This is a genomic window from Cohnella laeviribosi DSM 21336 (assembly GCF_000378425.1).
Taxonomy (GTDB): domain Bacteria; phylum Bacillota; class Bacilli; order Paenibacillales; family Paenibacillaceae; genus Cohnella; species Cohnella laeviribosi.
Genome location: NZ_KB899821.1, coordinates 19,654 through 44,848, shown reverse-complemented (window position 1 = coordinate 44,848; position 25,195 = coordinate 19,654). Strand labels below are relative to the sequence as shown.

Sequence of the window (25,195 nt, the reverse complement as noted above, 5' to 3'; positions counted from 1 at the left end):
GAAACCGATGGTAGAGGACCGTTCGTTTGCCGGCCGATTGTTTTCGATGGTCAATTTTGCGCTGCTGGCCCTTGTCGCGCTCGTCACCGTGCTCCCGTTCATCCATGTCGTGGCGGGCTCGTTTACGACGAACGCGGAGCTTGCCGCCAAAAAATTCATTCTCATCCCGACCGTGTGGAGCTTGGACGCGTATCGGTTTATTTTTTCGACCAGCACCCTTTTCCGCGCCATGACGGTCTCCATCGGCACCACGCTGGTTGGAACGCTGCTCAGCATGCTCTTGACATCCCTCATGGCGTACGGGCTCTCGCGCCGGGATTTGGACGGACGCCGCGTCCTTATGTTTCTGGTCGTGTTCACGATGCTGTTCAACGGCGGCATGATTCCGACGTTTCTGGTCGTCAAGGAGCTCGGATTGATCGACACCTATGCGGCGCTCATTTTGCCGTCGGCGATCGCCGCGTTTAACCTGATTATTTTGAAAAACTTTTTTCAAAACATTCCCGACGGCCTCGAAGAGTCGGCGAAAATCGACGGCTGCAGCGATTTCGGCATTCTGTTCCGCATCGTGCTGCCGCTTTCGATGCCGGCCATCGCCACCATTTCGCTGTTTTACGCGGTGACGTACTGGAACACCTACATGAGCGCCATCCTTTATTTGAACAAAAGCGAGATGTGGCCGATCCAGGTGCTGCTGCGCCAAATCGTCGTGCTCGCCAGCGGCATGGATTACAGCTCGAGCCTGGACTCCGAGGTGCCGCCTCCGGAACAATCCGTCAAAATGGCGGTGATCGTCGTGGCGACGTTGCCGATATTACTCGTGTATCCGTTTTTGCAAAAACATTTTGCCAAAGGCGCCATGCTGGGTTCGATCAAAGGATAGCGGGGGGATGAAGAATGACGGCGAAAAACGGCGGAGAAGAGCGGACGCCGATCGGGTGGGCCGAGGCGGCCTGCGAGGCGATCATGAGCGAATACGCGCCTGGCGAGCTGCCTCCGGCGCACCGCTGGCACTACCATCAGGGCGTCTTCCTCTGCGGGATGGAAATGCTGCTGGAGGAGACCGGAGACGAACGGTACGAAGCGTATATCCGCGGTTATGCGGACGACTTGATCGACGAATTCGGGAATCTGGTTTTCGCCCGGGACGAGCTGGACGCGATTCAGGCCGGACTGCTGCTGTTCCGGCTGCACAGGCGGACGGGCCTCGACAAGTACCGGATTGCCGCGGGCAAGCTGCGCAGCCTGTTCGACACGCTGAACCGGACGAGCGAAGGCGGCTTCTGGCATAAGGACAAGTATCCTTATCAGATGTGGCTGGACGGGCTGTACATGGGCGGCGTGTTCGCGCTCAAGTACGCGAACGCCTATGGGGACGAAGGGCTGCGCGGCATGGTGCTGCTGCAGGAACGGCTGATGCGGAGGCATATGCGGGACGAGGCGACGGGACTTCTGTTTCATGCCTGGGACGAGAGACGGCGCATGCCTTGGGCCGACGCCGCCACCGGTTGCTCGCCGGAGCTGTGGGGAAGGTCGCTCGGCTGGTATGGCCTGGCGCTGTCCCAGTTTATCGACTTGCTCCCTGCGCATATGCCGGAGCGGAATGAGCTTATGGAGGCGCAGCGGGATTTCCTGCTGGCGCTGCTTCGCTATCAGGACGAGAGCGGATTATGGTACCAGGTCGTGGACAAAGGGGGCAGGCCGGACAATTGGCTGGAAACCTCCTGCACCTGCCTGTTCGTCTACGCGCTGGCCAGCGCCGTTCGCCAAGGCGTGCTGGGCGCAGAACATACGGAAGCGGCGCTCCGGGCCTACCGCGGACTGCTCGCAAGGGTGCGCGAGGATGCGAAAGGGCGGTTCGTGCTCCCCGGCATCTGCATCGGCACTTCGGCGGGGGACTATGAGAACTACGTGACCCGGCCGACGAGCAGCAACGATCTGCACGGCGTGGGCGCGTTCGTCATGGCGTGCGTGGAGCTGCATAAACTCGGCATGCGCAGAGCCGAATAAACTAGGCGTGCGGGGGGCGGACGGACGTGCGGCGCATGCGGCGAACGGACGGGATCGATCCCTCCTTTGCTTGGAAATAGGCGAATCGCAGGCCGAAACGCAGTCCAAGATAAGGAGAGAGACGCAGCCAGACAAATGAAAGGAACCCGTCATGCGCAGAACGCTTTTGTACCGGATTTCGCTGCTTACGCTCGCCCTCATGGTTCTGGCCGGCCTGTCCGCCGCCTGGTGGCATGACCTTTTCGACAACCGATTCGCGAATGCCCGCAAAAGCAGACCGCTCGCGAGGGTGGAGCCGTCGGCCCCTATCGCAAGCGAATACGACCTGATCGTCGCGGGCACCGATCCCGAAGGCATCGCCGCGGCGCTGTCCGCCGCCCGAAGCGGATTGCGCGTGCTGCTGGCGGACGGACGGGGACGCACGATGCTGGGCGGGCTCTTGACCTGCGGCGGGCTGAACATGCTGGACTTGAATTACGCTCCGGAGCAGCCGCGTTTTCTCAAAACCGTCGTCGGTCCCCGGTTTCTGAACAAAGGGATTTTTCAGGAGTGGTACGGCATGGTGGAAGGAAGCTCGTTCGACACGACGACGGCGGCCAACGCCTTCTACAAGCTGGTCCGGGACGAGCCCGGCATCGACTTGCTGATGCGGGTGAAGAATTGGAAGCCGTTGACCCGGCGCGCCGGCGGGCGGATTCAGGTAACGGGCATGGAACTGGTCCGCGAGGACGGTTCGGTGCTTAGGGTGCGCGCCGGCGCCGTGATCGACGCGACCCAGGACGGCGACATTGCCGCCGCCGCAGGAGCCGCCTTCACGTTCGGACGGGAGGATATCGGCGAGAAAAACGGGATGATGGCGTCGACGCTCGTGTTCAACATGAGCGGCGTCACGCAGGAAAGATGGGAGAAGCTGGGCAGCCACCCCGATGCGGGCATGGATCGGATGAGCATATGGGGCTACAAAGACGCCGCCCGCTACAACCCGAGCGACCCCTCCAAGGTGCGGCTGCGCGGCCTGAACATCGGACGGCAGAACGACGGCACGATTCTGATCAATGCGATGCAGCTGTTCGGCGTCAATCCGCTCGATCCCGGTTCCGTCCGGCGCGGGCTTGCCGTCGGGCGGCGCGAGGCTCCGCGCATCGCCGAATTTCTGAAGACGACGTTTCCGGAGTTCAAGGATCTGAAGTACGCCGGAACGGCGTCCGAGCTTTATATCCGCGAGTCCCGCCACCTGATCGGCGAATACCGGTTGACGCTGGCGGACGTGATGGAAAACCGCAGCCATGAAGACGATATCGCGTACGGTTCTTACCCGATCGATATTCAGAGTACGGGACGGGATTCGCAGGGAACGGTGCTGATGAAGCCGGGCCAGTACGGCGTACCTTTCCGCTGCCTCGTTCCGCAAGGAATCGACGGTCTGCTAGTCGTCGGCCGCTCGGCCAGCTACGATACGATCCCGCACGGCAGCGCCAGAGTCGTTCCCCTCGGCATGGCGACCGGACAAGCCGCGGGCGCGGCGGCGAAGGTGGCGCTTGACCGCGGCGTCACCTTCCGGGAACTGTCCCGATCGCCCGCGCTAGTCGCCGAACTGCGGAGGCTGCTCGTCGAGCAGGGCGTGGACTTAACGGTCCCGAAGCTCCCCGTTCCGGACTATATGCGGCATCAGCAGTACAGGGGGCTGTTGGCCGCGGCCAGCATGAACCTCGCGTACGGGGGCGTGCGCAACGACGGCTGGAAGCTGGATAGCAAAACGAACGTCCGGCGCTTCTGCTACGCCATCCGCCGCATCCGGCATCTGCACCCGGAACGCTTCCGCGGCGGCATGCCCGTCCCGCTTAGCGGCATCGCCGAGCCGGCGAAGCAGCCGCTGACGCTTGACGATGCCGCCTGCATCCTCCTCCGGGCGGCGGATGGCGCCGGTGCCGTCGCCTGCGGCGACGCGCTAGGCGAGCTGCTTCGCCGCGGCTGGTTGACCCGGCCGTCGCTGGACACCATCGCCGACCGCAGCAGCCTGACGAACGGCGACACATACATGCTGATTCGGGACTTTGCCGAAAAAGCGTTAGGCCTTCGATTTGGATGAAGCCATTCGGATGACGGCTTCCGCCAAAACGAACAGAAGCGGGATGGCGCCGTAGACGCCGACCGTGTAGCCGGCCGGATACCCGAGCCCGAGCCCGCGATGGAAAACGGAAGCGATGAGATGGATGAAAAGATTCGTGAAGCAAAAAGTGTAGCTTCGGATCATCCATTTCCGGTGCCGGTCCGCTTGCTTCTTCTTGATTTTGACCAACGCGGCAACGGTCATACACGGCCAAATGATATTCAGCGCGTTAAACGCTATGCCGACCGCTTTTCCTCCCGTTGCGTAAGGCGCCATATATCCGGATGTGATGACGACGATCAGGACGGAAATCAGATAGACATAGCCGTTGATCCGATGAAACGTTCGGCGCTGCACGCGAATCCGGCTCGTTGCGGCCCGGCACCGAATCATTGCAGCTCTTCCAGCAGGAAAGCGAGCCGGAACCGAAGGGAATCGTTCGGATCGCGGAGGCTGCGGCCGGTGAGCTTTTCAAATTTGGCCATGCGGTAAGCGACCGTGTTGCGGTGAATAAACATTTGCTTGGCGGTTTCCGCGATCTGGCATTGCGTTTCCAGAAACACCCGGGCCGTATTCAGCAGCTCTTCCCGTTCCCCGGCGTCGATGTCCGCAAGCCCCCGGAACGTTTCCTTGTAAAAGTCGCGGCGCGCTTCCCCGGGAATCATCTGAAGCAGCTCGATCACTTCCTTCGCGCGATAGATCTGGACAAACCGCGTTTGCTTCGACTGGTAGCCCAGGCGCAGGGCGTTCAGCGCCTCCTTAAACGCATTCGGCAGGTGCGTCGGCTGTTCCACCGGGTTGCCGATACCGAATGACAGCGAAATTTGTTCGGACCGGTAAAGCTTCTCCTGGAAATCGGCCAGCAGGCGCGGCAGCGGGACGCCGTCCGGATGCAGCCCGCTCTTCCGCTTCACAAGCAGCACGAACAGCTCTTTTTTGTTAAAAATCGCATACTGCAGCCCGTGCCCGGACAGCGCCGATTTCAGCGATTCGTAGATATCGTCCCGCTTGTTGAACAGGCTGTCTTCGGCTTCCCCGGCGGCGTCGTCCGTTTTCCCCACGATCAAATGGCAAGGAAACAATTCGTGCAGCCCGTAGCGCTTCCCCAAATGCAGCATTTCCTCCGCCGAAGCAAACCGCCCTTCCACCAGATTTTCAAAAAACTCGTTCTTGAACCGGCGCGACCGCTCCTTGACGGCCTGCTGCTTCATCAGCTCGAACCCGATGACGTTGGCGGCTTGCTCGATGGCCAACCGCGGCAGAGGCGACCCGTCGATCCGCGCGTCCACCAAAATCAGAAAAAACGTCATCCTAGGCAGTTGGATACGGTAAAAAAACACTTCGGCGCGTTCGTCCTCGTTGGCGGAAAAAAAGCAGGAGCTGACCGTCTGGTCGTCCGCGCCGTGAAGCCCGGACATCATGGCCTGCGTCTGTTTCCGAAGCTGCTCGCAGACGGGCTCCGCCAGCGGCTTGGAGGAGAAGATCGCTTCGTAGCGGTGGTTCATGAGCAGAACCGTTCCCTCGACGACCCGGGACAGCGAGTCGATGACGGAAGCGATTCCTTTGCCCTGCATAATCATGCGGGAAAAATCGCGGTGCAGGGCGATCGCGTAATTCAGCTCCTCGTTGTGCTTTTCCATAATGCAGCTGAGCGAAGCTTGCAGCAGCTCGCCAAGGGAGGGCTCAAGCGCAAGCTCGATAAGCGGAAAGTCGAGCGCGTCGGCGAGCTCGAATACGCTGTCCGGGATTTTTTGCAAAAACCGCTTGGTTTTGATGCCGAGTCCCGCGCACCCGCTGTCGGCCATTTGCCGGACCAGCTTCAGCAGCTCTTCCGGTTTCTCGCGAATCGCGTAAGCCGTCGTCAGCAGCAGCTCGTTCGGTTTCAAAAAGTGAATGATATCGGGGGCGTCCATCATATTGACCGATTTAACCTGACGAGACAATCCTCTCTTGCCGGCCAGGACGCGAACGTTCCGGTATGCCGGCAGCCGCAGCAGTTCAACCAACTGCATAAGCCCACCCCTTTTTATGTAATAAAAAATTACACGAAATAAACTTTTACAATAAAATTATGCCCGAAAACGTGACGTTGTGCAATAAACACAATACAATATGGCAATTTTGTGCGATGTTTATATTGTAATGAACGCGGTATGTGATAATATGTAACCAACGGTATCTAATGATGTTAAATAAATTGACAAAATTCCATTGGGGGTGGGAGACATGCATTTGGCCGTGGAGAACGTCGAGAAAGGCTACGCCGATAAACGGGTTTTGAAAAACGTCAGCTTCGGCGTCGACGCTCATGAATTCATTTGCATACTCGGCCACAGCGGCTGCGGCAAATCCACATTGCTCAACCTGGTCGCCGGATTTTTGCAGCCGGACAGAGGGTCCGTAACGGTGAACGGAATTCCGGTCAAGGGACCTTCCAAGTCGCGGGGAGTCGTTTTTCAGGACCACGCCCTGTTTCCTTGGTATAACGTGCTCGACAATATCGCCTTCGGCCCCTCCGTGCAGGGCAAAAGCAAAGCGGAGGCGCGGGAGATCGCGCGCAAATATTTGAAGCTGGTCGGATTGGAGGAATACGCGGACAGCTACCCGGACCAGCTCTCCGGAGGCATGAAGCAGCGGGTGGGCATCGCGAGGGCGCTGGCCAGCGAGCCCGATCTGCTGCTGATGGATGAGCCGTTCGGCGCGCTGGACATTCTGACCCGGGAAATGATGCAGAAAGAGCTGCTGCGCATTTGGCTGGAATTAAAGATTTCCATCCTGTTCATCACGCACAGCGTCAGCGAAGCGGTGTACCTGGCCGACCGCATCCTGGTGATGAAGGACGGGTACGTGGCGGAAACGTTCCGGGTGACGATGGACCGTCCGCGCGACATCGCTCATCCCGAGTACGCCGAGCTCGTTCGGCGCATCCAAAAAATGTTGACGGACGATCAAGGAGAGGGGATTCATGACTAGACCGGCATCATCCGCAGCGCCGCAGGGCGCGGCGATCGCCGAGGGCGGGAAAGCGGCGGTCCGCAGGCCGTTTCGCTGGAAGGACCGGATGGGACTCGTTCCGATCGCCGTGTTTCTGCTCGTTTGGGAAATCGTCAGCACCTTGAACGAGTCGTACGAATATTTCAATCCGATTTTTCTGCCGGCCCCGTCCGACGTGGTGAAGGAAATGTGGTACTTGGGGCAGACGGGCCTCATTACGGAAAGCATCGCGGCCAGCACGGTCCGGATTTTGCTGGGCTTTTTGATCGGCTTGGTTTCGGCCATCGCCGTCGGCGTCCTCATGAACAAATATGCCCGGGTCGAATACTGGCTGAGCCCGATTCTGAACCTGCTCGGACCGATTCCCGCGCTGGCTTTGCTGCCGATTTTCATTATCTGGTTCGGCATCGGTGAAGTGCCCAAAGTGCTGCTGATCGCCTGGACGACGTTCGTGCCGGTGCTGACCAACACGCTTGACGGGCTCAAGTCGGTCAATCCGACGCTCATTCGCTCGGCGCTCAGCCTGGGGGCCAAGGAGCGGCACATTTTCTTCAAAGTCGTTTTCCCTTCCGCGATCCCCAGTATTTTCGTCGGCGCGCAAGTCAGCCTGGGATTGGGCTTTTCGTCGCTGATCGTTTCCGAGATGATGGGGGCCAAATCCGGGCTGGGCTATATCATCGTGGACGCCCGCAACTACTTCAAGATGAGCAACATGTTTGTTGCGATCGTGCTGATCGGCCTGGAATTCAGCCTCTTCTCCTATCTGCTGAAGCTGCTTGAAAGGAGGCTGGTGAACTGGCGCCAAAACGGAGTTCGAAGTGCGGTCGAGAAGTAACAGGATAAACGGACGAATGGGATAACACAACATGTTCAAGCGGAGGTCATCCAGATGAAAAAGAGAACGTGGACGAAGTGGACGGGAACGATGCTGCTTGCACTGTCGATGGCATTAGTGTCGGCGTGCGGATCGAATCAAAATGCGGAAAGCGGCGGGGCAAGCGGCGGGTCGGACAGCGCGCCTTCCTCTTCCGCGACGGCGCCGGCATCGGGCGGCGAAGCGGCCGGAGACGGCGGGATCGAACTGAAGAGCTTTACGCTGGTCGGCGTTCGCGACGCCCAAATTTCCTCGCAGCAAATCATCGCGGACAAATTGGGCTACTTCAAAGACGAAGGGCTCGACGTCACGAACCAATTGATCGAAAGCGGGCCGGACATCGGGCCGATGGTGGCGGGAGGCAGCGCGCCGATCAGCATTCAAACGAACTTTATGGACATCATCCTCACGTCCAACAACGTGGGCGTCAAGATCGTCGCGCCGCTGGCGCAAATTGCCGGGACGCAGGCGGTCGTCGGCGCGAAAGACCTGAACCTGACCCGCGCCAAAGATCTGGAAGGCAAAACGATCGGCGTGCCGAGCGGCGCGGACGTGGTCATTGCCATCAACAATATGGCCAAGGAGCTTGGCGTTGACGCGAGCAAGATCAAGTACGTCAATCTCGCGCCGAGCGACGCGGTAACCGCGCTGGAAAAAGGCGACATCGACGCGATGGCGGCTTGGGAACCGTTCATCACGAAGGCGATTCAAGGCGGAGGCAAGTTCCTGTTCAGCGGCACGAAATCCGAGCTGCCGGACAAAAAGGGCGACGTGAACTGGATGAGCGTGCATACGACGCTGCAAGTGACCGACGATTTTCTGGAGAAAAACCCGAATACGATCAAAGCCGTGCTTCGCGCGCTGAAACGGGCGACCGACTACATCAACGAAAACCGCGAGGAAGCGATCAAAATTCTCGCGCCCGAGCTTCATCTGACGGAAGCGGAGCTGACGGAGATCATGAACCGCAACGTGTACAGCATGGAAGTGAACGACAACTACGTGAACGACAGCAACGGCGAGGCGGTCGGCAATTACATGAAGAGCGTCGGCAACATCAAGGCGCTGGTCGATCCGAAAAGCTATCACGATTTGAGCCTGCTGAAAGAGGTCGCGCCGGAGCTTGTCAAGGCGGAATTTTAATCGAGCGGCTGTCCGGTCCCGGGGCGCAGGACCCCGGGATCGCTGTTTACCGGGGCGCGGACGGACCGCACGGGGGAGGAATTCGGAATGGGAGCCACATTCGAGCTGCTGATCCAAGGCGGACGGGTCGTATTCGGCGACCGCGTCGAACAGGCGGACATCGGCATCAGGGAAGGGGTCATCGCGGCGATCGGGAAGCTGCCGGCCGAAGAAGCGGAGTCGGTGCTTCGGGCGGACGGGCATGTCGTCGTTCCCGGCATGATCGATGTCCACGTTCACTTTAACGAGCCGGGATTGGAGGATTGGGAAGGCATCCCGACCGGTTCGGCCGCTTTGGCGGCGGGGGGATGCACCGCTTATTTCGACATGCCGCTCAACGGCCTGCCTCCGACGACGACGTTGGCGGCGGTCGAGCAGAAGAAACGGCTGTTGGCCGGGCGGTCCAACGCGGACTACGCGCTGTGGGGCGGCCTTGTTCCCGGCAACCTGGAGGAGCTGGCCCCGATGGCGGAAGCCGGCGTGATCGGGTTCAAGGCGTTCATGTCGGCTGCCGGCGGCAAGCAGGAAGGGGCTTTCCGCGAAGTGGACGATACGGAGCTGTACCGCGGCATGCAGGAGATCGCCCGGCTCGGCAAAATCCTTGCGCTGCATGCCGAAAGCGAAGCGGTGATCCGGGCGCTTGCCGCGGATAAGGCGCGGCGCGGGCTTTCCGGTCCGGCCGATTATGCGCGGACCCGGCCGGTGTATGCCGAGCTGGAAGCGGTGCGGCGCGCGCTGTTCTTTGCGGAGCAAACCGGATGCGCGCTTCACTTCGTCCACATCAGCAGTCCGGAGGCGGTAAGGGAGATCGGCGCGGCCAAGCGGGCCGGCCTTGACGTTACGCTGGAAACGTGCCCCCACTATCTGACGCTGACGGAAGAGGCGCTGGAGGAGATCGGACCGGTTGCCAAATGCGCTCCGCCCCTGCGTACCCGCAAGGAGCTGGAAGGCTTGTGGCAGGCAATCGCGCAAGGCGAGATCGACATGATCAGTTCCGATCACTCTCCCTGTCCGCCGGATTGGAAAGCGTCGGACGACTGGTTTGAAATTTGGGGCGGCATCGCCGCGGCGCAAAACTCGCTGGAGCTGGTGCTCGGAGAAGGACATAGGGTTCGCGGGCTCGAGCTGCCGCTGCTTTGCAGGCTGCTGTCCGCCAACCCCGCGCGACGGTTCGGGCTCGCTCCCTGCAAAGGGGAAATCGCCGTCGGCGCGGACGCCGACGTGGCGGTCGTCGAATTTGCCCCGTACGTTCTGCGAAGGGAGCATCTGTACGACCGGCACAAGCAAAACGTTTATATCGGAAAAACGATGCACTGCCGCGTACGGCAAACCGTTCTGCGCGGAACCGTCGTGTACGACCTGCGGAAGGGCATTGTCCGGCCGGCGGAAGGCAGGCTGCTTGCGCCCCTGCCGAAGGGCGGTTAAGGCCGGCGGCCGATGCAACGCGAAAGGGAACGCGAAAGGGGGAGATTGGAATGTCCGAAAAACGATTGCCGGCAGTGCCCATTTCCGATTCGGACCGCTCCCGTTTTGCGGCGGACATCGCGGATGCGGTCGAATGGCTGGCCGGGTTCGGCGCGGACGAATCGGGAGGGGTTACGCGGCTTCTGTACGGCAAGGCATGGTGCGCCGCCCAGAAGGCGTTGGCCGACAGGATGGCCGCCGGCGGCCTAAGTCCGTATTATGACGATTGCGGCAATTTGTTCGGCCGTTTGCAGGGACGGGACCCGGACGCGGCGCCGCTTCTGACGGGCTCCCATGTGGACACCGTGGTTTGCGGCGGCAAGCTGGACGGGGCGTACGGCATTTTGGCGGGCATGATTGCGCTCGAGTTCTTGCGTGACAAGTTCGGGCCGCCGCTGCGAACGATTGAAGTCGTGTCGCTGTGCGAAGAAGAAGGCAGCCGGTTCCCGTTAACCTACTGGGGATCGGGCAACATTTGCGGCAAATACGATATTGCGGCCGTGCCGCCCGTTTGCGATAAGGACGGCGTTTCGCTAAAGGAAGCGATGGAAGCCGCCGGATTCGGAAAGGGCGCATACCGCCCACCGCGCAGGGAGAAGCTGGCGGGGTTTATCGAATTGCATATCGAGCAGGGCTCCGTCCTGGAGCGGGAGAAGCTCTCGCTGGGGATCGTGGAGGGCATCGTCGGGCAGCGGCGGTTCACGGTCCGCGTCGGGGGCGTCGCCAACCACGCCGGGACGACGCCGATGGCCGGACGCCAAGACGCCATGGCCGGAGCGGCCGAAATGATCTCGTGGCTGGAGAAGGGAGCGCTGCTCGGCGGCGGCGGCCTGGTCGCCACGACCGGAAAGCTGGAGGTGCTTCCCAATGTGGCGAATGTCATCGCGGGCGAGGTGACGTTTACCGTTGACGTCCGCGACAAGGACGAGGAAGAGCTTGACCGGTTCTGCGGCCTTTTCCGGCGGGCGTTTGCGGAGATTGCAGCGAGGAGGAAGCTCACCGTCGGCTTCGACGAATGGATGAACGCGGCTCCGATCCGGATGGACGCGGACATGAACAGGACGATGGCGTCCATCTGCGACGCGCATGCGTATGCCTACCGCACGATGTACAGCGGGGCGGGCCACGATGCGCAGGTGTTTCAGGCGGTCTGCCCGACGACGATGCTGTTCGTGCCGAGCCGGGCGGGCGTCAGCCATTCCCCGGCCGAGTACAGCGAGCCCGAGCATCTGGCGGACGGCATCGCGGCGCTTGCGGAATGGTTGTTTCTGTACGGGTACAAGGAGGGATTCCGATGAAAAAATATCAAGACCTCGCTCCTTCTCAGCGCACCATCATGACGCCGGGCCCGGTCGAAGCGGACCCGCGCGTGCTGCGGGCGATGGCGACGCCGATTCTCGGCCAGTTCGATCCCGAGTTCACCGGGCTGATGAACGAGACGATGGAGATGCTCCGGGAGGTGTTCCAAACGGCGAACGCGCAGGCTTTTCCGGTGGACGGAACGTCGCGCTCCGGGATCGAGGCGGTAATGGTCAGCCTCATCGCGCCCGGCGATAAGGTGCTGGTGCCGATTTTCGGCCGGTTCGGCCATCTGCTTGTGGAAATCGCGGAGCGGTGCGGCGCGGAAGTGATTACGATGGACCGGGAATGGGGCACCGTCTTCGATCCGGAAGAGGTCATCGCCAAAATCCGGCAGGTGCGCCCGCACGTCGTCGCGATCGTTCACGGCGAAACGTCGACGGGCCGGATGCAGCCGCTTAGGGACATCGGCAAGGCGTGCCGGGAGCACGACGCCTTGTTCGTCGTGGACGTCGTGGCCACGATCGGGGGCGTGGACGTGAAGACGGACGAATGGTACATCGACGCCGCCATCGGCGGAACGCAGAAAAATTTGTCCGTCCCGTCCGGCATGGCTCCGATCACCTTCAATGCGCGGGCGGAGCAAAAGATCAATTCCCGCAAGCGGGTCGAGCGCGGCATCCGCAATCCGGCGATGGACGCCGAGCGGCCGGGACGGACGATTCAAAGCAACTATTTCGACCTGAGCCAACTGATCGACTATTGGGGGCCGCGGCGGCTCAACCATCATACCGAAGCGACCTCGATGCTGTACGCGCTCAGGGAAGGCCTGCGCATCGTATTGGAGGAAGGGCTTGAAGAGCGGTTCGCGCGCCACCGGCTTCACGAGCGGGCGCTTGTCGCCGGCCTTCGGGCGATGGGCCTTACGCTGTTCGGGGATCCCGCCTGCAAGCTGCCCGTCGTTACCTGCGTGAACATCCCCGAGGGGATTGACGGCGAATCGGTCCGGGACATGCTGCTCAGGCAGTTCAGCGTCGAAATCGCCAGCTCCTTCGGTCCGCTCGCCGGCAAAATATGGCGCATCGGCACGATGGGCTACAGCTGCCGAAAAAACAACGTGCTCCATACGCTGGGCGCGCTGGAAGCGGCGCTGATCCGCCACAACGCCAAGATCGACGCCGGCAAAGCCGTGCAGGCCGCTCTGGACGTCTATATGGAAGCTTAGGATGGAAGTTTGGGGAAGTTTAGATGGAATTTTAGGATGGAAGCTTAGGCGGGACCTAAATGAAAAATCCCATCAGGATTCAAAAGGGGGATGCTTGTGGCCGATCGTTTCGGAGCTTATTATGACCGGCATGTGACGGTGCCGCCGAAGGGAGAAGGAGCGTTAAGCGGCCTTACCTTCGCGGTCAAAGACGTTTTTGCCGTCAAGGGACACCGCAATGCCGCAGGGAATCCGGACTGGCTCCGCACCCACGAACCCGCGGCGGCGAATGCGCACGCGATCGACCGGCTGCTGGAGCAAGGCGCGCGGTTGTCCGGCGTTACGCATACGGACGAGCTGATGTACGACCTGAACGGAGTCAACGCCCATTACGGAACGCCGGTCAATCCGAAGGCTCCGGACCGCATACCCGGCGGCTCCTCCAGCGGTTCGGCCGTCGCCGTCGCCGCCGGCGAAGCCGACTTCGCGCTCGGCACCGATACCGGGGGCTCGGTCCGCATTCCGTCGTCGTACTGCGGCATTTACGGCTTTCGTCCGTCCCACGGGGCCGTCTCCGCGGAAGGCGTCATTCCATTGGCGCCGAGCTTTGACACCGTGGGCTGGATGGCGAGGTACCCGGGCACGCTGCTGGCCGTCGGCCGGGCGCTGTTGCCGCGGCAGCCGTCGGAGCCGCCTTTCGGCCGGCTGCTTGTGCCCGAAGACGTCTGGGCGGCCGCCGGCGTCTCCGCCGAAGCGCTGCGTCCGTTCGTTCCGGCGGTCGAGCGGGCGGTCGGCCCGGCGGAACGCGTGATGCTGGCCGGCGAAGGCGGGCCGGAGCGCTGGATGGACGCGTTCCGCATTTTGCAAGGCCGGGAAATCTGGCGTACGCACGGGGAATGGATCGAGCGGACGAAGCCGGAATTCGGCGGCGGCATCGCCGAACGGTTCCGCTGGACCGCCACGCTGACGGAAGACGACCGTAGGCCCGCCGCCGCCGTTCGGGACCGGGTTCGGGAACAGATGATCGAGCTGCTGGGGCGGGACGGCCTGCTCGTCATCCCCACCGCTCCGGGACCGGCGCCGCGGCTGGAACTGGCGCGCGAGCAGCTTGAAGCGTTCCGGTTTAAGACGCTTCTGCTGTGCTGCATCGCCGGCCTTGCCGGACTGCCGCAGGTGACGCTTCCGTTCGGCTCCGCGGACGGCGCGCCCGTCGGGCTTTCCCTGATCGCGGGAAGCGGGCGCGATCTGGCGCTGCTGGAGCTTGCGGAGCGGCTTGGCGCAGCGCGTCCAGGCGCCTGACGGCTCTGCGGCGCAAGCCCGCCGCAGCGGCGGGCTTGCGCCGCAGTGGCGGGTCTGGGGCAAGCTTGCCCTGCAGCGGCGGGCCCGCGTCAGTCATGCGCTGCAGTGTCGGGACTACTGCAGGCGGCCGAGCGGCTGTGCCAGTACACTGCATTGCTCCCAGGCTTGGTGCTCCACCGCCATGTAGTCCGCCCAGCGGTACAGCCCCTTAAATCTGGAGTGCGGCTCTTGATGGATACGGCTCTTGCCGATCCCTTGACGCTCCAACGTGAGCGGGTATCGGCCGGGGCCGTTTTGCGATTGGGGTTCGGCCGTCCGCAACCCCGTCCACAACCTCGTTCGTCCGGGAACATCGGACCACCGTTCCGTTATACGGCCCAAAGACCGCTGAAATCGAGAAACTTCGGACACAGGTTCCGCTAATCACGCAAAACTTGCGCCTTTTTACGGTTTTCCGGGGGTTTAACGGATCTCCTGTCCGCAACCATTCGTTTTTCCTGCTAAATGGCCTTCATAACGGATTGTCTGTCCATTACCTGCCATCTTCCCTGCGCCTGCACCCTCCCGTGCAACCGCCCCTGCCCCATATACTTGCGTTCCTGCACGCCTCATGAACCGTATTTCTAACATACCTGTGCTCCGCATTCCCTGCCCATGCTAACGTCCCGTGCACCCGCACTGGATCGGCCAATCACTCGAACAGGCGAATGAAATCATCGAACCTTTCCGCCTGAAGAGAAGTCTGCCTGCATGAACGCCATTCGGCGTTTTTCCTGTATAATAGAACTTGCGCGCGCACGAGCTTGATGTAGACTTCGTGCTTGATGTAGACTTACATGCTTTGTGTAGACCAACTCGCTATATGACATCTGCACAATTGTGTGTGACAAAACTTTGAGTTAAAACCTGCGCGCACGATTTGGAACTACGCGCTTTGTGCAGACTAGCACACTTTTATGCATATCTTACATGCTTTATAGACTACGCCAGGCAGCAGGATGAAAGGAAGAATCGCATGCTTCTCAAATACGCAACGGTACGAGATTACGGCAGCTCCGAAATCGTGATCAAAAAATCGCGTTTTATCGGCCATGCGCGGCCGGTGGAGAGCGAGGAGGAAGCGGTGGCGTTCATCGAATCGATCAAGAAGCAGCATTGGAATGCCACGCACAACTGCTCCGCCTATGTGGTCGGAGAGCGGGACGAATTTCAGAAGGCGCTGGACGACGGGGAGCCGAGCGGGACGGCCGGCAAGCCGATCCTGGAAGTGATCAAGAACCGGGGGTTGAAAAATACGGCGGTCGTCGTCACCCGCTACTTCGGCGGCATCCTGCTGGGCGCGGGCGGACTGGTGCGGGCGTACACGGACGGCGCGGTGGCCGGCATCGACGCGGCGGGGCCGATCGTGAAGGTGCTCCACCGGGAAGTGGTCGTCGATGTCGATTACACGTGGTACGGCAAGCTGGAAAACGAACTGCGCCAAAGAGGCACCCGGCTCGGCGACATTTCCTTTACCGATCGGGTACGCATCGTTTGTTGGCCGGAAGTTCCCGAAGCGGAGCGCTTCGTGGCCTGGATGACCGACTTGACGCAGGGCCGGGCGCAGATTTCGACCGGGGAGGACCGATACTTCATCGAAGGGGAATAAAGGAGCCGGCTTCGAAAATCCGGCTTTGGCCAATCAGCCTTTGATCCCCTTTATAAAATAATGCCGTTCCCGCGGCCCGTCGAACTCGCAAAAGTAAATCCCTTGCCAGCGGCCGAGCAGCAGCCTGCCTTCGGACACGATAACGGTCTGGGACGTGCCCGTTGTGATCGCCTTCAAATGCGAAGCGGTGTTGCCTTCGGCGTGCCGGTACTTCGGATGTTCCCACGGAAAAACTTCGTCGAGCCGCATCAGCACGTCCCGCTTTACGTCGGGATCGGCATTTTCGTTGATGGCGATGCCGGCGGTGGTGTGCGGGCAATAGACGATCACGATCCCGTCGCTGAGGCCGAAGCGGCTGACGGCGGCGGCAACCGTTCTGGTGATGTCGATCATCTCGTCGCGCCGGGATGTGCGCAGTTGTTCGCGGTGCAGCATTCGGACAATCTCTCCTTCGACATTTTACCCACGATTATAACGGATCGTTTCGGCTCGGCATAGCCCTTTCCGTTCGATCGGCGCCCCTTTTGTCCCATAAACGGTACTTTTTGCTCATAAACGGTACTTATGAAATAAATCAATTTCGCTCATATTTTACGGATTTTTCGCCAAATGACATTGACGGGAGAAGCGCTCATCTGCTACATTAACAATACCTACTATTTTCATAGGAATTATGTTCGGCTCATATCCCGGGAGGTTTCGCATACGTGACTAACATGCTGCGCAGCCGATGGTGGAGCTGGGGTTTCCGCAGCGCCGTCATGCTCTATTTTGTCCTGCTTATCGTTTTTCCGATTTTGGGCATTTACGGACAATCGTTGTCCGATGGCTGGAACGCGTTCGTTCACAACCTGACCGAACCGATCGCCTGGAAGGCCGTGATGCTGACGGTCAAGCTCGCCCTGATCGCCACCGCCGTCAATGTGCTGATCGGGACGATGGCGGCCTGGGTGCTGATCCGTTACCGGTTCCCCGGCAGAAGTTTCCTCAACAGCCTGGTCGATCTGCCGTTCGCGCTTCCGACCGCCGTCGTCGGGCTGATGATCCTGCTGCTGCTCGGTCCGAGAAGCTGGGTCGGCCAAGGCGCGGAGCAGCTCGGCTTTACGATTTTGTTTCACGAGCCGGCCATCGTCGTTGCGATGGTATTTGTCACGTTTCCGTTCGTGATTCGCGCGATCCAGCCGCTGCTCGAGGAGCTGGACCCCTCCGAGGAGGAGGCTTCCTATACGCTTGGCGCGTCGAAGGCCAAGACGTTTTTTCGGGTGATTCTCCCGTCTATGGTGCCGGGCATCGTCAGCGGCGCGATGCTGGTCTTCTCCCGCTCGCTGGCCGAATTCGGCGCCGTCGTCCTTGTGGCGGGCAATATTCCCGCCAAGACGCTTGTGGCGTCGGTCTATATTTTCGGAGAAATCGAAAGCGACAATCCGGCGGGAGCCGCCGCCGTCTCCGTGCTGCTGCTTACCTTTTCCTTTGTCATTCTATGGATCGTAAACTACATGCAGACCCGGAGGACAAACGGATGAGGCGGCTTTGGATCGGATTAACCTATATCGTGTTCGGTTTGCTGCTGATCGTGCCGGTCGTCCGGATCGCCGCGGGCGCCTGGGAAGAAGGCTGGCGCGGCTTCGCGGCGGGATTGACCCGGCCCGAAGCGCTTCACGCGCTGATGATGACCGGCATTATCGCCGTCGCCGTTACGCTGATCAATACGCTGTTCGGCGTCATGCTTGCGGTCTATCTCGTTCGCGCGAAGTGGCTGCGGCCGCAGCTCAAACGGCTGCTCAACAGCATTGTCGACCTTCCGTTTGCCGTATCGCCGATTATCGGCGGCCTCATGATCGTCCTGCTGCTCGGGCCCGAGACGACGCTTGGCGCGCTGCTCGGCCGAATGGGCGTCGACATCGTCTACGCGCTGCCCGGCATGCTCATCGCGACGCTGTTTGTCACCTTCCCGCTCGTCATCCGGGAGGTTATGCCGGTGCTGCAGGAGATCGGAACGCAGCAGGAGGAGGCGGCTCATATGCTCGGCGCTTATCCGTGGACCACGTTTTGGCGGGTCACGTGGCCGTCGATCCGCTGGAGCGTCGTCTACGGCGTCGTGCTGACCGTCTCGCGCTGTTTGGGCGAATTCGGCGCCGTGCTCGTCGTGTCGGGCAATATTTTGTTCAAAACCCAGACGGCGACGACGCTCGTTTACCAGGATGTCGAAAACTTCAATTTGACGGAAGCCAATTCGGTTGCGCTTGTGCTCGCGGCGGCCTCGATCGGCCTGCTGCTGTTTATGGAGTGGGCCAAGTCGCGAAATTCCGCCGGCAGGCACGGATGAGCGCAAGGGAGCAGCCGGCAACGGATCAAAATACCGACGAGAAGATCATCGAAAGGGTGCAAGGGCCATGCATGTGGAGGTTCGCGGGTTAAACAAAAAGTTCGGCGAGTTTCAGGCAGTTACCGATGTCCACTTTACGATTGAAAAAGGGCAGCTGATCGGCTTGCTGGGACCTTCGGGCGGCGGCAAAACGTCCATCCTTCGCATGCTGGCCGGTCTGGAACAGCCGGACTCGGGCGATATTTTGTTTCACGGGCAACGGGTCAACGATTTGCCTCCGCAGGAGCGCGGCATCGGCTTCGTGTTTCAGAACTATGCCCTGTTCAAACATATGACGGTCGCGGAAAACATCGCGTTCGGCCTGCAGGTCAAGAAATGGCCCAAAGCGAAAATCAAAGCCCGCGTGGACGAACTGGTTGAACTGACCGGCCTGGCCGGGTTCGAAAAGCGGTATCCGCACCAGCTTTCGGGCGGCCAGCGGCAGCGGGTGGCGTTCGCGCGCGCGCTCGCCCCGGAGCCGCAGCTGCTGCTGCTTGACGAGCCGTTTGCGGCGATCGACGCCAAAATCCGCCACGAGCTGCGCTCCTGGCTGCGGGAAATGATCGACCGGCTCGGCATCACGTCCATCTTCGTCACGCACGACCAGGACGAGGCGATCGAGGTCGCGGACGAGATCATGATCATCAACAAAGGCCGTCTCGAACAGAAGGGCACGCCCTGGGAAATTTACAAGGACCCGAAGACGCCGTTTGTGGCGAGCTTTATCGGGGAATCCACCGTCATCGAGAACATCGCCTCGCTTCGCGGTTTCGAGGACGTCTCCGCCTGGCCGGGAACGCGGGCGCTTATTCGCCCGGAATACATCGAAGTCGGCTTTAAAGAGGATTTCACCCAACTGCTGTCCGCGACCGAAAAAGGCCGCGTCAGCCATGTCCATTTTCGCGGGAGCGAGTGGCTGGTCGAAGTGGAGGTCGGCGAGAACAAGCTGGTCACCTACCGCTCTCTGGAGAAAGACGTGCTTCGCGAGGGGGACGAGGTGCTGGTGCTCGTGCACAGAGCCTACTTGTTTAACGATAACGACAGCTGGGTCATGGAAAACAAACTGAAGGCAGGCCCGATCGCGTTCGAAATTTGACCGGCGGATCGGCAGCGGGAGCCTACGCAGGCATCGCAGGGAGGAAAAGGAATGAAACCGGGAAGCCGCAAACCTTTACGATACCGGATCACCGGACTTGCGGGTTGGGGCATTTTGCTGCTGCTGGCGGGTACGGTCGCCGGATGCGGCGGAAATGCGCAGCCTTCCGCGGACCATTCATCGTCCGCCAAGGGCTCCGGGACAAGCGTGACGCTTGTGGTGGGCGCCTATTCCGTAGCGAAGGATGCGCTGCAGGAAATTATGCCCCTTTTCCGGGAAGAGTGGAAAGCGAAAACCGGCCAGGACGTCAAGTTCCAGGAGTCGTACGAAGCGTCCGGCACGCAGGCCCGCTCGATCGCAGGGGGCTTCGAGGCCGATGTGGCCGTTCTGTCCATGGAAGGCGATATGGACAAAATCGTAAAGGCGGGATTTCTGCGCTCCGATTGGAAAAACGATACGGACGGCGGCATGATTACGCGATCGATCGTGGTGATGGGGACGCGGCCCGGCAATCCGCTCGGCATCGACGATTTCGACGATTTGGCCCGCCCGGGCGTCAAAGTGCTGTACCCGAATCCGAAAACGTCCGGGGGGGCGCAATGGGACATTAACGCCTTGTACGGCTACGGGCTGAAGGAATCGGAGGCGAAGACGGGCGTCAAAGACCCCGAATACGCGAAGCGGTTTCTTAAGGCTGTGCATCGAAATATCGAATCGATGGACAAGAGCGGCCGCGCATCGATGGCGGCCTTCGAATACGGCGTCGGCGACGTCATCGTCACCTATGAGAACGAGCTGCTCGCCCGGATCGCGCAGGGCGTCGATTACGACGTCGTGACGCCGAGCCGGACGATTCTCATCGAGAATCCGGCGGCTGTCGTCGACGTCAATGCCGACCGCCACGGCGTCCGGGAAGCCGCCGACGCGTTTGTCGCCTTTCTGCACGGCGAGAAGGCGCAGGAAGTGTTCGCCCGGCACGGTTTCCGCCCGGTTCGGCCCGAGGTGGAGGCGAAGTGGCGGGAACGCTTTCCGCAGCCGAAGGACTTGTTCGACATCCATTACCTGGGCGGATGGGAAGAGGTGCGCAAGACGCTCTACTCCAGCCGCGGCGTCTGGTACCAGGTGCTGGCGGGAATTTGAATACGGAACGGACGAGGAGCTGCCGAAGACGGCCGCTCCTTTCTTGGTTTCCCGGACGCCTAATTCGGCCGAACCTCTTCATGGGGGAGGCCTTTTGTTTTTAACCGCACGCTGAGCGACAGCTCGTCCTCTCCCCCGACCGCCAATACCGTTTCGCCGATGGCATATGCCGTCTCTTTTACCTGAACGGAGCTGACCATCCGGAGCAAGAACAGCAATTGCTCGACGTCCGAATACCGGCTCTCGTAAACCGCGCCTTCCGGCAAATGCCAAACGACCTTCATGTTCTCGGCTCCTTTTCGCGGGATTGCCTGCGCCGGTGGCGCATTTCCAAATACAGCGTCACCAAGGGACACGGGGCGATAATGATCCAAAACCAATAGGGAGCGTCTAACATGGAGAAAATCTCTCCTTATTGAAAATATTTCAATATACCCTATTTTAACTTGAAAATATATCATAAAACAACTTCTATTTTGAAAATTCTTCAACATTATATGGACCGGAAATCAAATCTTTTATACTGTGTTTTATAAGGGGGGATACCGATGGCCGACACGTTCGGGAAGCGCTTGAAGCAGGCGCGGCATCAGAAACGATTGACCCAGAACGAGGTGGCGGACAAGCTGGGAATCGATTTTACGACGATTTCGAAATACGAGAACAACAAATCCCAACCGGATAACGATATTTTGCGGGAGATGGCTTCGCTGTACGAGGTTTCGCTGGACTGGCTGCTGCTGGGGGAACAAAACGGCAAAGGCGGCGAAGGAGCCGGCAACCGCATTTATGTGAACGGCGTTCAGGAAAATCTGACCGACGAGGAAGCGAGGTATCTGCTCGACAGTCTGGAGATGTTCCGGCTGCTGAAAGAGAAGCGCAAGCGCGAGGAGAAGCGCAACTCGCAAAGCGAAGGCGAAGCGGACGAATGAGCTTTCCGCGCTTCACGGATACTGAAACGTAAGGCATGCTTCGACGTATTCATGATAGATCGGTCTTAACCCTAACCTTTATTTCCTATCTTCAGGAGGTTGTCCTTTGCCTAAGCCGAATTCGATCCGCGTCGCCCAGCTTCTGCTGGTTTTCAAGCTGGCCATGTTTGCCTTTATTCTGGCCGTCTCCCTGCTTTTGCTCGTCGTCCCCGACGGGGCCTGGAGCGGCTGGACCGATTACAAGACCCGGACGCTGCACTCGATGTTCGGGATTGCGCCGGAGGAGTACGAGGCGAAGCATTTCTGGCTTGTGGCCGTGAACCTTGCGCCTTTGCTGTTGGCGCTTGTCCTGACGCTCGTTTCGATCGCCAAGAAAAAACGGATGCTGTCGATTTTGCTCGCCCTTCTCGTTTTCTGGCTTTCCTCGAGCAATCCGGTCCAACTGCTGTTGTCGCTGGTCATCGTCGTATTGCTCCTGTTGCGCTCGTCCCGCCTTTACTTCGAAGGCGGCCAATCGGCTTCGCCCGCAGCGGCCGCGCCGGTTGAAACCGCGGGCGGGGCTGAGGAGGTCGCGGAGGACGCCAAGACCCGGGAGCCGGAGGAAGCCGGCAGTCAGGACGAGCTGCCGGAGATTCGGCAGACCGCCGATTCCGAGCGGAAGCCGAAGGCGGACCCGGCGATCGAAATTCGCGACGCCGGTCCGGAGGACGCGCAAGCGCTGCATGCCGTCACGCTGGCCGCGTTTGAGGAATACCGGGCTGCCGTTCCGCCCTCGAGCGCGCTTGAGGAAACGGAATCGCAAATTCGCGAAGCGCTGGCCGAACAGCGGGAATTCGCCGGCATCTTGTACGAGGACGGAAATCCGGTCGGCGCGGTCCGGTACCGCTTTGAGGACCATGCGATCGTCTTTTTCCGGCTTGCCGTCGTCCCTTCCCGCCGCAAGCGCGGATATGCCCGCAAGCTGGTCGAATGGGTCGAGCTCAAGGGAAGAACGAAGGGCGTCAGGATCAGCCGATGCAAGGTTCGACAGTCGATACATAAAAAGATGTTTTTGTTTGAAAACATGGGCTACGAGATCGCGGATCAGGAATTGGCCATACGTCCTGCGGGAACCGTCAAATTTTTTACGCTGGAAAAAAATCTCGAGCCGAAATGACCGGATCTTCGCCGGCTTTTCGCCTTATTTGCAAAAAAGCCCTCGCGCGTGCCGCACAGCGGCGCCGCGGGGGCTTTTTTGCGGGCGATTACGCCTTCAACACGAATTTCTCCAGCACGTGCCGGACGCCGTCTTCGTTGTTGCTGAGGGTGACGTAGTCGGCGATTTCCCGAAGAGCGGGCACCGCATTGGCCATCGCTACGCCGAGTCCGGCGGCTTCGATCATCTCGCGGTCGTTCCAGGCGTCGCCGATGGCGATGGTCTGCTCCATCGGGATGCCGTAGTGGCTTGCCAAAAAACGGAGCGCATGGCCTTTGGTGCCTTCGCGGTGGATGAATTCCAAATAATTCGGCTTCGACGTCGTGACGTGAACGTCTTCGCCGACGAGCGGCCGCAGGATGGGGGCGAGCTCTTGCAGCCGCTCCGGCGCGTCAATGATCATCAGTTTGGTATGATGGCCTTCCGGCAAGCGGTCGAACTCCGGCTCAACGTTGTACGGAATGTTCGACTGTTTGGCGTAAGCGACCAGCTTCTCCCCGTCGTCGAAGGCGTACAGCCGGTCGTTGATATACGTTTGCAGATAAAGGCCGTGTTCGCGGGTATATTCATACAGCAGACGCGCCGTCTCCTTCGGCACGAACCGTTCGTAGAGCACCTGCGAATCGAGCAGATTGCGGATCAGCGAACCTTGGTACGTGATAATCGGGACATTGATGCCCACCTGCTCGGCCACCTGCTTCGCGGATGCGAACATGCGTCCCGTCGCGATCGTAAGATGGACGCCCTGGGCGATCGCCTTCGCCATCGCCGCTTTCGTCGCTTCGCTTACGCTTAAATCGTCTCTCAATAGCGTGTCGTCCAAATCCATCGCCACAAGTTTGTATTCCGTCATGTCCGGTTTCTCTCCTTTTCCTTTGTACGTCTGTCCTCCGATTGTAACGAAACGGCCGATTGCGGCACAAGGCTCTTTTGCAACAAAACGGAAGAATATCCGAAAACTATGTAAAATAAGTTCTCCCGTACAGACTCGCCATGGATACGTTAACCGCATCCGCCGCGCCCAAATGATTCGTTAAGCCGATCTGTCAAAGCACGCTGTCCTTGTCGCCATCCAGAACGAGCAAGACATCCTCTTGGACCAGATTGACGATAGTCGGATTAACGAACAAAAAAAGAACGTTTTCATCATTGAAAACGTAGGTATCGAACAAATTTTTAACTGTGTCATGATAAGCGTCAAAGGGGTTGAAGTACGCATAGAGAACCCCGGTATCGATGAGTATGCTCTCCTCCGGCTCGAAGCCGCTAAACCCCGGAGCATAGTTTCGTTTGCCTTATCACTATAATAGCATACTTACGGCAGCGCCATAAGTGTTTTTGCAATCAGAAAATGCTCCGTTTTGCCGCGAAAAATGACTTCGATCACGGCTGCACCGAGCCGGCTTTCCCACCATTGGGTTGCTGAAAATCCCCTTGTTCGCCCGTCCGCCCTCAGCCCGTCCTCTTGTTCAGCCAGGCGAGGATGGTTTCAAACACCCGCTCGCGTTCAGCCTCGTTATGCAGCTCATGCTTGAAGCCGGGCCACTCTTTGAACGTGCACAGAGGTCCGGCCTTGCGCGCAAAGCGGGCGCTGGATTCGAAGGAGGTGACCTTGTCGTCGCCGCCGTGCATGAGCAGCAGCGGCACCGTCAATTCGTCCGCGTGCTCGAGCGCCCACAAGCCGGCTCTGCGCACGCCGAAGAAGAAGCTTGCGGTGATCTGGCCGTGTCCGAGCGGATCCTCGCGCAGTTGGCGGATCATGTCCGGATCGGAGGTGAGCCGCTCGGGAATCAGCGGACGGTTGTTGGTGAAGGTAGGCCGGATCCGTTCCAGCATTCTGCCGACGACGACGTTCAAAGGCGGGGGATTGAACGCAAGCGTCAGCCAAGGGCTCGTGACGATCGCGCCCGCGACCTTCGGCTTGCGGCGGAGCAGATAGTTCAGCACGATGTTTCCGCCCATGCTGTGCCCGTACAGAAACAACGGACGCCCCGGGTACTGCGCTTCGGCATCGCGAAGCATAAAATCCACGCCTTCAAGCAGCGCTTCGTAAGAGGGGGTATGCCCGCGTTGCCCGTCCGAACGGCCGTGTCCGCGCTGATCGAATCCATAAACGGCATACCCCGCCTCCGTCAGCATGCCGGCGACATGCGAGTAGCGCCCCGTGTGCTCGCCCATGCCGTGAACGATGGCGACAACGCCGCGCGCGGCGCCGTCCGGCGTCCACTCGCAGGCGAACAAGCGGACTCCGTCGCTTAGGCGCCACTCGAATGTACGGTAATTCATCGGCTGTTCCTCCTCCCGATCCGTTTCTTTTGCCTGCGGCTTCCGACGGGTCTCTTTCCGTTGTAGCTTACTTTTCCGTTTTTTGCAATTGGCAAGC

The 25,195-nt window shown here is 60.0% G+C and carries 24 protein-coding genes; 17 read left to right on the top strand and 7 right to left on the bottom strand.

Going from position 1 to position 25,195, the window contains the following annotated elements; all coding sequences use genetic code 11:
- The first annotated feature begins 7 nt into the window (after positions 1-7).
- From F560_RS0111050 to F560_RS0111040, 3 genes are all read left to right on the top strand, one after another.
- Positions 8-883 carry a carbohydrate ABC transporter permease gene (locus tag F560_RS0111050; RefSeq protein ID WP_019005799.1) on the top strand — a complete coding sequence of 292 codons (876 nt, stop codon included), beginning with the start codon at positions 8-10 and terminating at the stop codon, positions 881-883.
- Between the two features lie 14 nt (positions 884-897).
- Complete coding sequence (locus tag F560_RS0111045; protein ID WP_019005798.1) at positions 898-2,010, top strand: glycoside hydrolase family 88/105 protein; 1,113 nt, start codon at positions 898-900, stop codon at positions 2,008-2,010.
- Between the two features lie 151 nt (positions 2,011-2,161).
- Positions 2,162-4,099, top strand: a complete 1,938-nt coding sequence (locus F560_RS0111040) for an FAD-dependent oxidoreductase (RefSeq protein ID WP_019005797.1) — start codon at positions 2,162-2,164, stop codon at positions 4,097-4,099.
- On the opposite strand, the gene F560_RS23040 is transcribed toward F560_RS0111040, so the two are convergent.
- Positions 4,079-4,513 (bottom strand): DUF2306 domain-containing protein, encoded by a 435-nt coding sequence (locus F560_RS23040; protein WP_019005796.1) that lies wholly within the window; start codon positions 4,511-4,513, stop codon positions 4,079-4,081. The two genes, F560_RS0111040 and F560_RS23040, sit on opposite strands and share 21 nt — an antisense overlap.
- Positions 4,510-6,132 (bottom strand): PucR family transcriptional regulator, encoded by a 1,623-nt coding sequence (locus F560_RS0111030; RefSeq protein WP_019005795.1) that lies wholly within the window; start codon positions 6,130-6,132, stop codon positions 4,510-4,512. Before F560_RS0111030 ends, F560_RS23040 begins: the two co-directional genes overlap by 4 nt.
- A gap of 214 nt (positions 6,133-6,346) precedes the next feature.
- On the opposite strand from F560_RS0111030, the gene F560_RS0111025 reads away from it, so the two are divergent.
- The 7 genes from F560_RS0111025 (at position 6,347) to F560_RS0110995 (ending at position 14,436) form a co-directional block, all read left to right on the top strand.
- Positions 6,347-7,093, top strand: a complete 747-nt coding sequence (locus F560_RS0111025; protein ID WP_019005794.1) for an ABC transporter ATP-binding protein — start codon at positions 6,347-6,349, stop codon at positions 7,091-7,093.
- Positions 7,086-7,949, top strand: a complete 864-nt coding sequence (locus F560_RS0111020; RefSeq protein ID WP_019005793.1) for an ABC transporter permease — start codon at positions 7,086-7,088, stop codon at positions 7,947-7,949. Before F560_RS0111025 ends, F560_RS0111020 begins: the two co-directional genes overlap by 8 nt.
- A gap of 54 nt (positions 7,950-8,003) precedes the next feature.
- Positions 8,004-9,131: an ABC transporter substrate-binding protein gene (locus tag F560_RS0111015; RefSeq protein ID WP_019005792.1), complete on the top strand. Its 1,128-nt coding sequence runs from the start codon at positions 8,004-8,006 to the stop codon at positions 9,129-9,131.
- Between the two features lie 87 nt (positions 9,132-9,218).
- On the top strand, positions 9,219-10,595 hold the full coding sequence (gene allB, locus F560_RS0111010; protein ID WP_019005791.1) for an allantoinase AllB: 1,377 nt from the start codon (positions 9,219-9,221) through the stop codon (positions 10,593-10,595).
- Between the two features lie 50 nt (positions 10,596-10,645).
- Positions 10,646-11,932, top strand: a complete 1,287-nt coding sequence (locus F560_RS0111005; RefSeq protein ID WP_019005790.1) for a M20 family metallo-hydrolase — start codon at positions 10,646-10,648, stop codon at positions 11,930-11,932.
- On the top strand, positions 11,929-13,158 hold the full coding sequence (locus F560_RS0111000; RefSeq protein ID WP_019005789.1) for a pyridoxal-phosphate-dependent aminotransferase family protein: 1,230 nt from the start codon (positions 11,929-11,931) through the stop codon (positions 13,156-13,158). The genes F560_RS0111005 and F560_RS0111000 overlap by 4 nt, the downstream gene beginning before the upstream one ends.
- 96 nt (positions 13,159-13,254) lie before the next feature.
- Entirely contained in the window at positions 13,255-14,436 is a 1,182-nt protein-coding gene (locus F560_RS0110995) for an amidase (protein ID WP_019005788.1), read from the top strand.
- 114 nt (positions 14,437-14,550) lie between these two features.
- On the opposite strand, the gene F560_RS0110990 is transcribed toward F560_RS0110995, so the two are convergent.
- Complete coding sequence (locus F560_RS0110990; RefSeq protein ID WP_156828955.1) at positions 14,551-14,769, bottom strand: hypothetical protein; 219 nt, start codon at positions 14,767-14,769, stop codon at positions 14,551-14,553.
- Between the two features lie 682 nt (positions 14,770-15,451).
- Here F560_RS0110990 and F560_RS0110985 point away from each other — a divergent pair.
- Positions 15,452-16,084 (top strand): YigZ family protein, encoded by a 633-nt coding sequence (locus tag F560_RS0110985; RefSeq protein WP_019005786.1) that lies wholly within the window; start codon positions 15,452-15,454, stop codon positions 16,082-16,084.
- Positions 16,085-16,117: 33 nt separating this feature from the next.
- On the opposite strand, the gene F560_RS0110980 is transcribed toward F560_RS0110985, so the two are convergent.
- The gene (locus F560_RS0110980; RefSeq protein WP_019005785.1) at positions 16,118-16,519 is read right to left on the bottom strand and encodes a secondary thiamine-phosphate synthase enzyme YjbQ; all 402 of its coding nucleotides are present in this window, start codon (positions 16,517-16,519) and stop codon (positions 16,118-16,120) included.
- Between the two features lie 281 nt (positions 16,520-16,800).
- Here F560_RS0110980 and cysT point away from each other — a divergent pair, with 281 nt between their 5' ends.
- The 4 genes from cysT to F560_RS0110960 all read left to right on the top strand — a co-directional run bounded on the left by cysT (position 16,801) and on the right by F560_RS0110960 (position 20,685).
- Positions 16,801-17,607: a sulfate ABC transporter permease subunit CysT gene (gene cysT, locus F560_RS0110975; RefSeq protein WP_019005784.1), complete on the top strand. Its 807-nt coding sequence runs from the start codon at positions 16,801-16,803 to the stop codon at positions 17,605-17,607.
- Positions 17,604-18,410, top strand: a complete 807-nt coding sequence (locus tag F560_RS0110970; RefSeq protein WP_019005783.1) for a sulfate ABC transporter permease subunit — start codon at positions 17,604-17,606, stop codon at positions 18,408-18,410. The genes cysT and F560_RS0110970 overlap by 4 nt, the downstream gene beginning before the upstream one ends.
- Positions 18,411-18,477: 67 nt before the next feature.
- Complete coding sequence (locus F560_RS0110965; RefSeq protein ID WP_019005782.1) at positions 18,478-19,545, top strand: sulfate/molybdate ABC transporter ATP-binding protein; 1,068 nt, start codon at positions 18,478-18,480, stop codon at positions 19,543-19,545.
- 51 nt (positions 19,546-19,596) lie between these two features.
- The gene (locus F560_RS0110960; protein ID WP_019005781.1) at positions 19,597-20,685 is read left to right on the top strand and encodes a sulfate ABC transporter substrate-binding protein; all 1,089 of its coding nucleotides are present in this window, start codon (positions 19,597-19,599) and stop codon (positions 20,683-20,685) included.
- A 59-nt stretch (positions 20,686-20,744) separates the two neighbouring features.
- On the opposite strand, the gene F560_RS0110955 is transcribed toward F560_RS0110960, so the two are convergent.
- On the bottom strand, positions 20,745-20,969 hold the full coding sequence (locus F560_RS0110955; RefSeq protein WP_019005780.1) for a hypothetical protein: 225 nt from the start codon (positions 20,967-20,969) through the stop codon (positions 20,745-20,747).
- A gap of 264 nt (positions 20,970-21,233) precedes the next feature.
- Here F560_RS0110955 and F560_RS24615 point away from each other — a divergent pair, with 264 nt between their 5' ends.
- Together F560_RS24615 and F560_RS24610 are read left to right on the top strand one after the other, a co-directional pair.
- On the top strand, positions 21,234-21,617 hold the full coding sequence (locus tag F560_RS24615) for a helix-turn-helix domain-containing protein (RefSeq protein ID WP_019005778.1): 384 nt from the start codon (positions 21,234-21,236) through the stop codon (positions 21,615-21,617).
- A 106-nt stretch (positions 21,618-21,723) separates the two neighbouring features.
- Positions 21,724-22,773, top strand: coding sequence for a GNAT family N-acetyltransferase (locus tag F560_RS24610; protein WP_019005777.1), 1,050 nt, complete (start codon positions 21,724-21,726; stop codon positions 22,771-22,773).
- A gap of 88 nt (positions 22,774-22,861) precedes the next feature.
- Here the strand turns inward: F560_RS24610 and F560_RS0110935 are convergent, their stop codons facing one another.
- Both F560_RS0110935 and F560_RS0110925 read right to left on the bottom strand, forming a co-directional pair.
- A complete protein-coding gene (locus F560_RS0110935) occupies positions 22,862-23,665 on the bottom strand; it encodes a Cof-type HAD-IIB family hydrolase (protein WP_019005776.1) in 804 nt (267 codons plus the stop codon).
- Between the two features lie 599 nt (positions 23,666-24,264).
- Positions 24,265-25,098 carry an alpha/beta hydrolase gene (locus F560_RS0110925; protein ID WP_019005774.1) on the bottom strand — a complete coding sequence of 278 codons (834 nt, stop codon included), beginning with the start codon at positions 25,096-25,098 and terminating at the stop codon, positions 24,265-24,267.
- Positions 25,099-25,195: the final 97 nt, after the last annotated feature.

What these genes read in the sequence shown, in the direction of transcription:
- F560_RS0111000 (WP_019005789.1), top strand. Translation starts at nt 11,929, where the DNA reads ATGAAAAAATATCAAGACCTCGCTCCTTCTCAGCGCACCATCATGACG.
- F560_RS0111005 (WP_019005790.1), top strand. Translation starts at nt 10,646, where the DNA reads ATGTCCGAAAAACGATTGCCGGCAGTGCCCATTTCCGATTCGGACCGC.
- allB (WP_019005791.1), top strand. Translation starts at nt 9,219, where the DNA reads ATGGGAGCCACATTCGAGCTGCTGATCCAAGGCGGACGGGTCGTATTC.
- F560_RS0110970 (WP_019005783.1), top strand. Translation starts at nt 17,604, where the DNA reads ATGAGGCGGCTTTGGATCGGATTAACCTATATCGTGTTCGGTTTGCTG.
- F560_RS0110935 (WP_019005776.1), bottom strand. Translation starts at nt 23,665, where the DNA reads ATGACGGAATACAAACTTGTGGCGATGGATTTGGACGACACGCTATTG.
- cysT (WP_019005784.1), top strand. Translation starts at nt 16,801, where the DNA reads ATGCTGCGCAGCCGATGGTGGAGCTGGGGTTTCCGCAGCGCCGTCATG.
- F560_RS0110980 (WP_019005785.1), bottom strand. Translation starts at nt 16,519, where the DNA reads ATGCTGCACCGCGAACAACTGCGCACATCCCGGCGCGACGAGATGATC.
- F560_RS0111030 (WP_019005795.1), bottom strand. Translation starts at nt 6,132, where the DNA reads ATGCAGTTGGTTGAACTGCTGCGGCTGCCGGCATACCGGAACGTTCGC.
- F560_RS0111050 (WP_019005799.1), top strand. Translation starts at nt 8, where the DNA reads ATGGTAGAGGACCGTTCGTTTGCCGGCCGATTGTTTTCGATGGTCAAT.
- F560_RS0110955 (WP_019005780.1), bottom strand. Translation starts at nt 20,969, where the DNA reads ATGAAGGTCGTTTGGCATTTGCCGGAAGGCGCGGTTTACGAGAGCCGG.
- F560_RS0110965 (WP_019005782.1), top strand. Translation starts at nt 18,478, where the DNA reads ATGCATGTGGAGGTTCGCGGGTTAAACAAAAAGTTCGGCGAGTTTCAG.
- F560_RS0111020 (WP_019005793.1), top strand. Translation starts at nt 7,086, where the DNA reads ATGACTAGACCGGCATCATCCGCAGCGCCGCAGGGCGCGGCGATCGCC.
- F560_RS0111025 (WP_019005794.1), top strand. Translation starts at nt 6,347, where the DNA reads ATGCATTTGGCCGTGGAGAACGTCGAGAAAGGCTACGCCGATAAACGG.
- F560_RS0111015 (WP_019005792.1), top strand. Translation starts at nt 8,004, where the DNA reads ATGAAAAAGAGAACGTGGACGAAGTGGACGGGAACGATGCTGCTTGCA.
- F560_RS0110985 (WP_019005786.1), top strand. Translation starts at nt 15,452, where the DNA reads ATGCTTCTCAAATACGCAACGGTACGAGATTACGGCAGCTCCGAAATC.
- F560_RS0111040 (WP_019005797.1), top strand. Translation starts at nt 2,162, where the DNA reads ATGCGCAGAACGCTTTTGTACCGGATTTCGCTGCTTACGCTCGCCCTC.
- F560_RS0111045 (WP_019005798.1), top strand. Translation starts at nt 898, where the DNA reads ATGACGGCGAAAAACGGCGGAGAAGAGCGGACGCCGATCGGGTGGGCC.
- F560_RS0110960 (WP_019005781.1), top strand. Translation starts at nt 19,597, where the DNA reads ATGAAACCGGGAAGCCGCAAACCTTTACGATACCGGATCACCGGACTT.
- F560_RS23040 (WP_019005796.1), bottom strand. Translation starts at nt 4,513, where the DNA reads ATGATTCGGTGCCGGGCCGCAACGAGCCGGATTCGCGTGCAGCGCCGA.
- F560_RS24615 (WP_019005778.1), top strand. Translation starts at nt 21,234, where the DNA reads ATGGCCGACACGTTCGGGAAGCGCTTGAAGCAGGCGCGGCATCAGAAA.
- F560_RS0110925 (WP_019005774.1), bottom strand. Translation starts at nt 25,098, where the DNA reads ATGAATTACCGTACATTCGAGTGGCGCCTAAGCGACGGAGTCCGCTTG.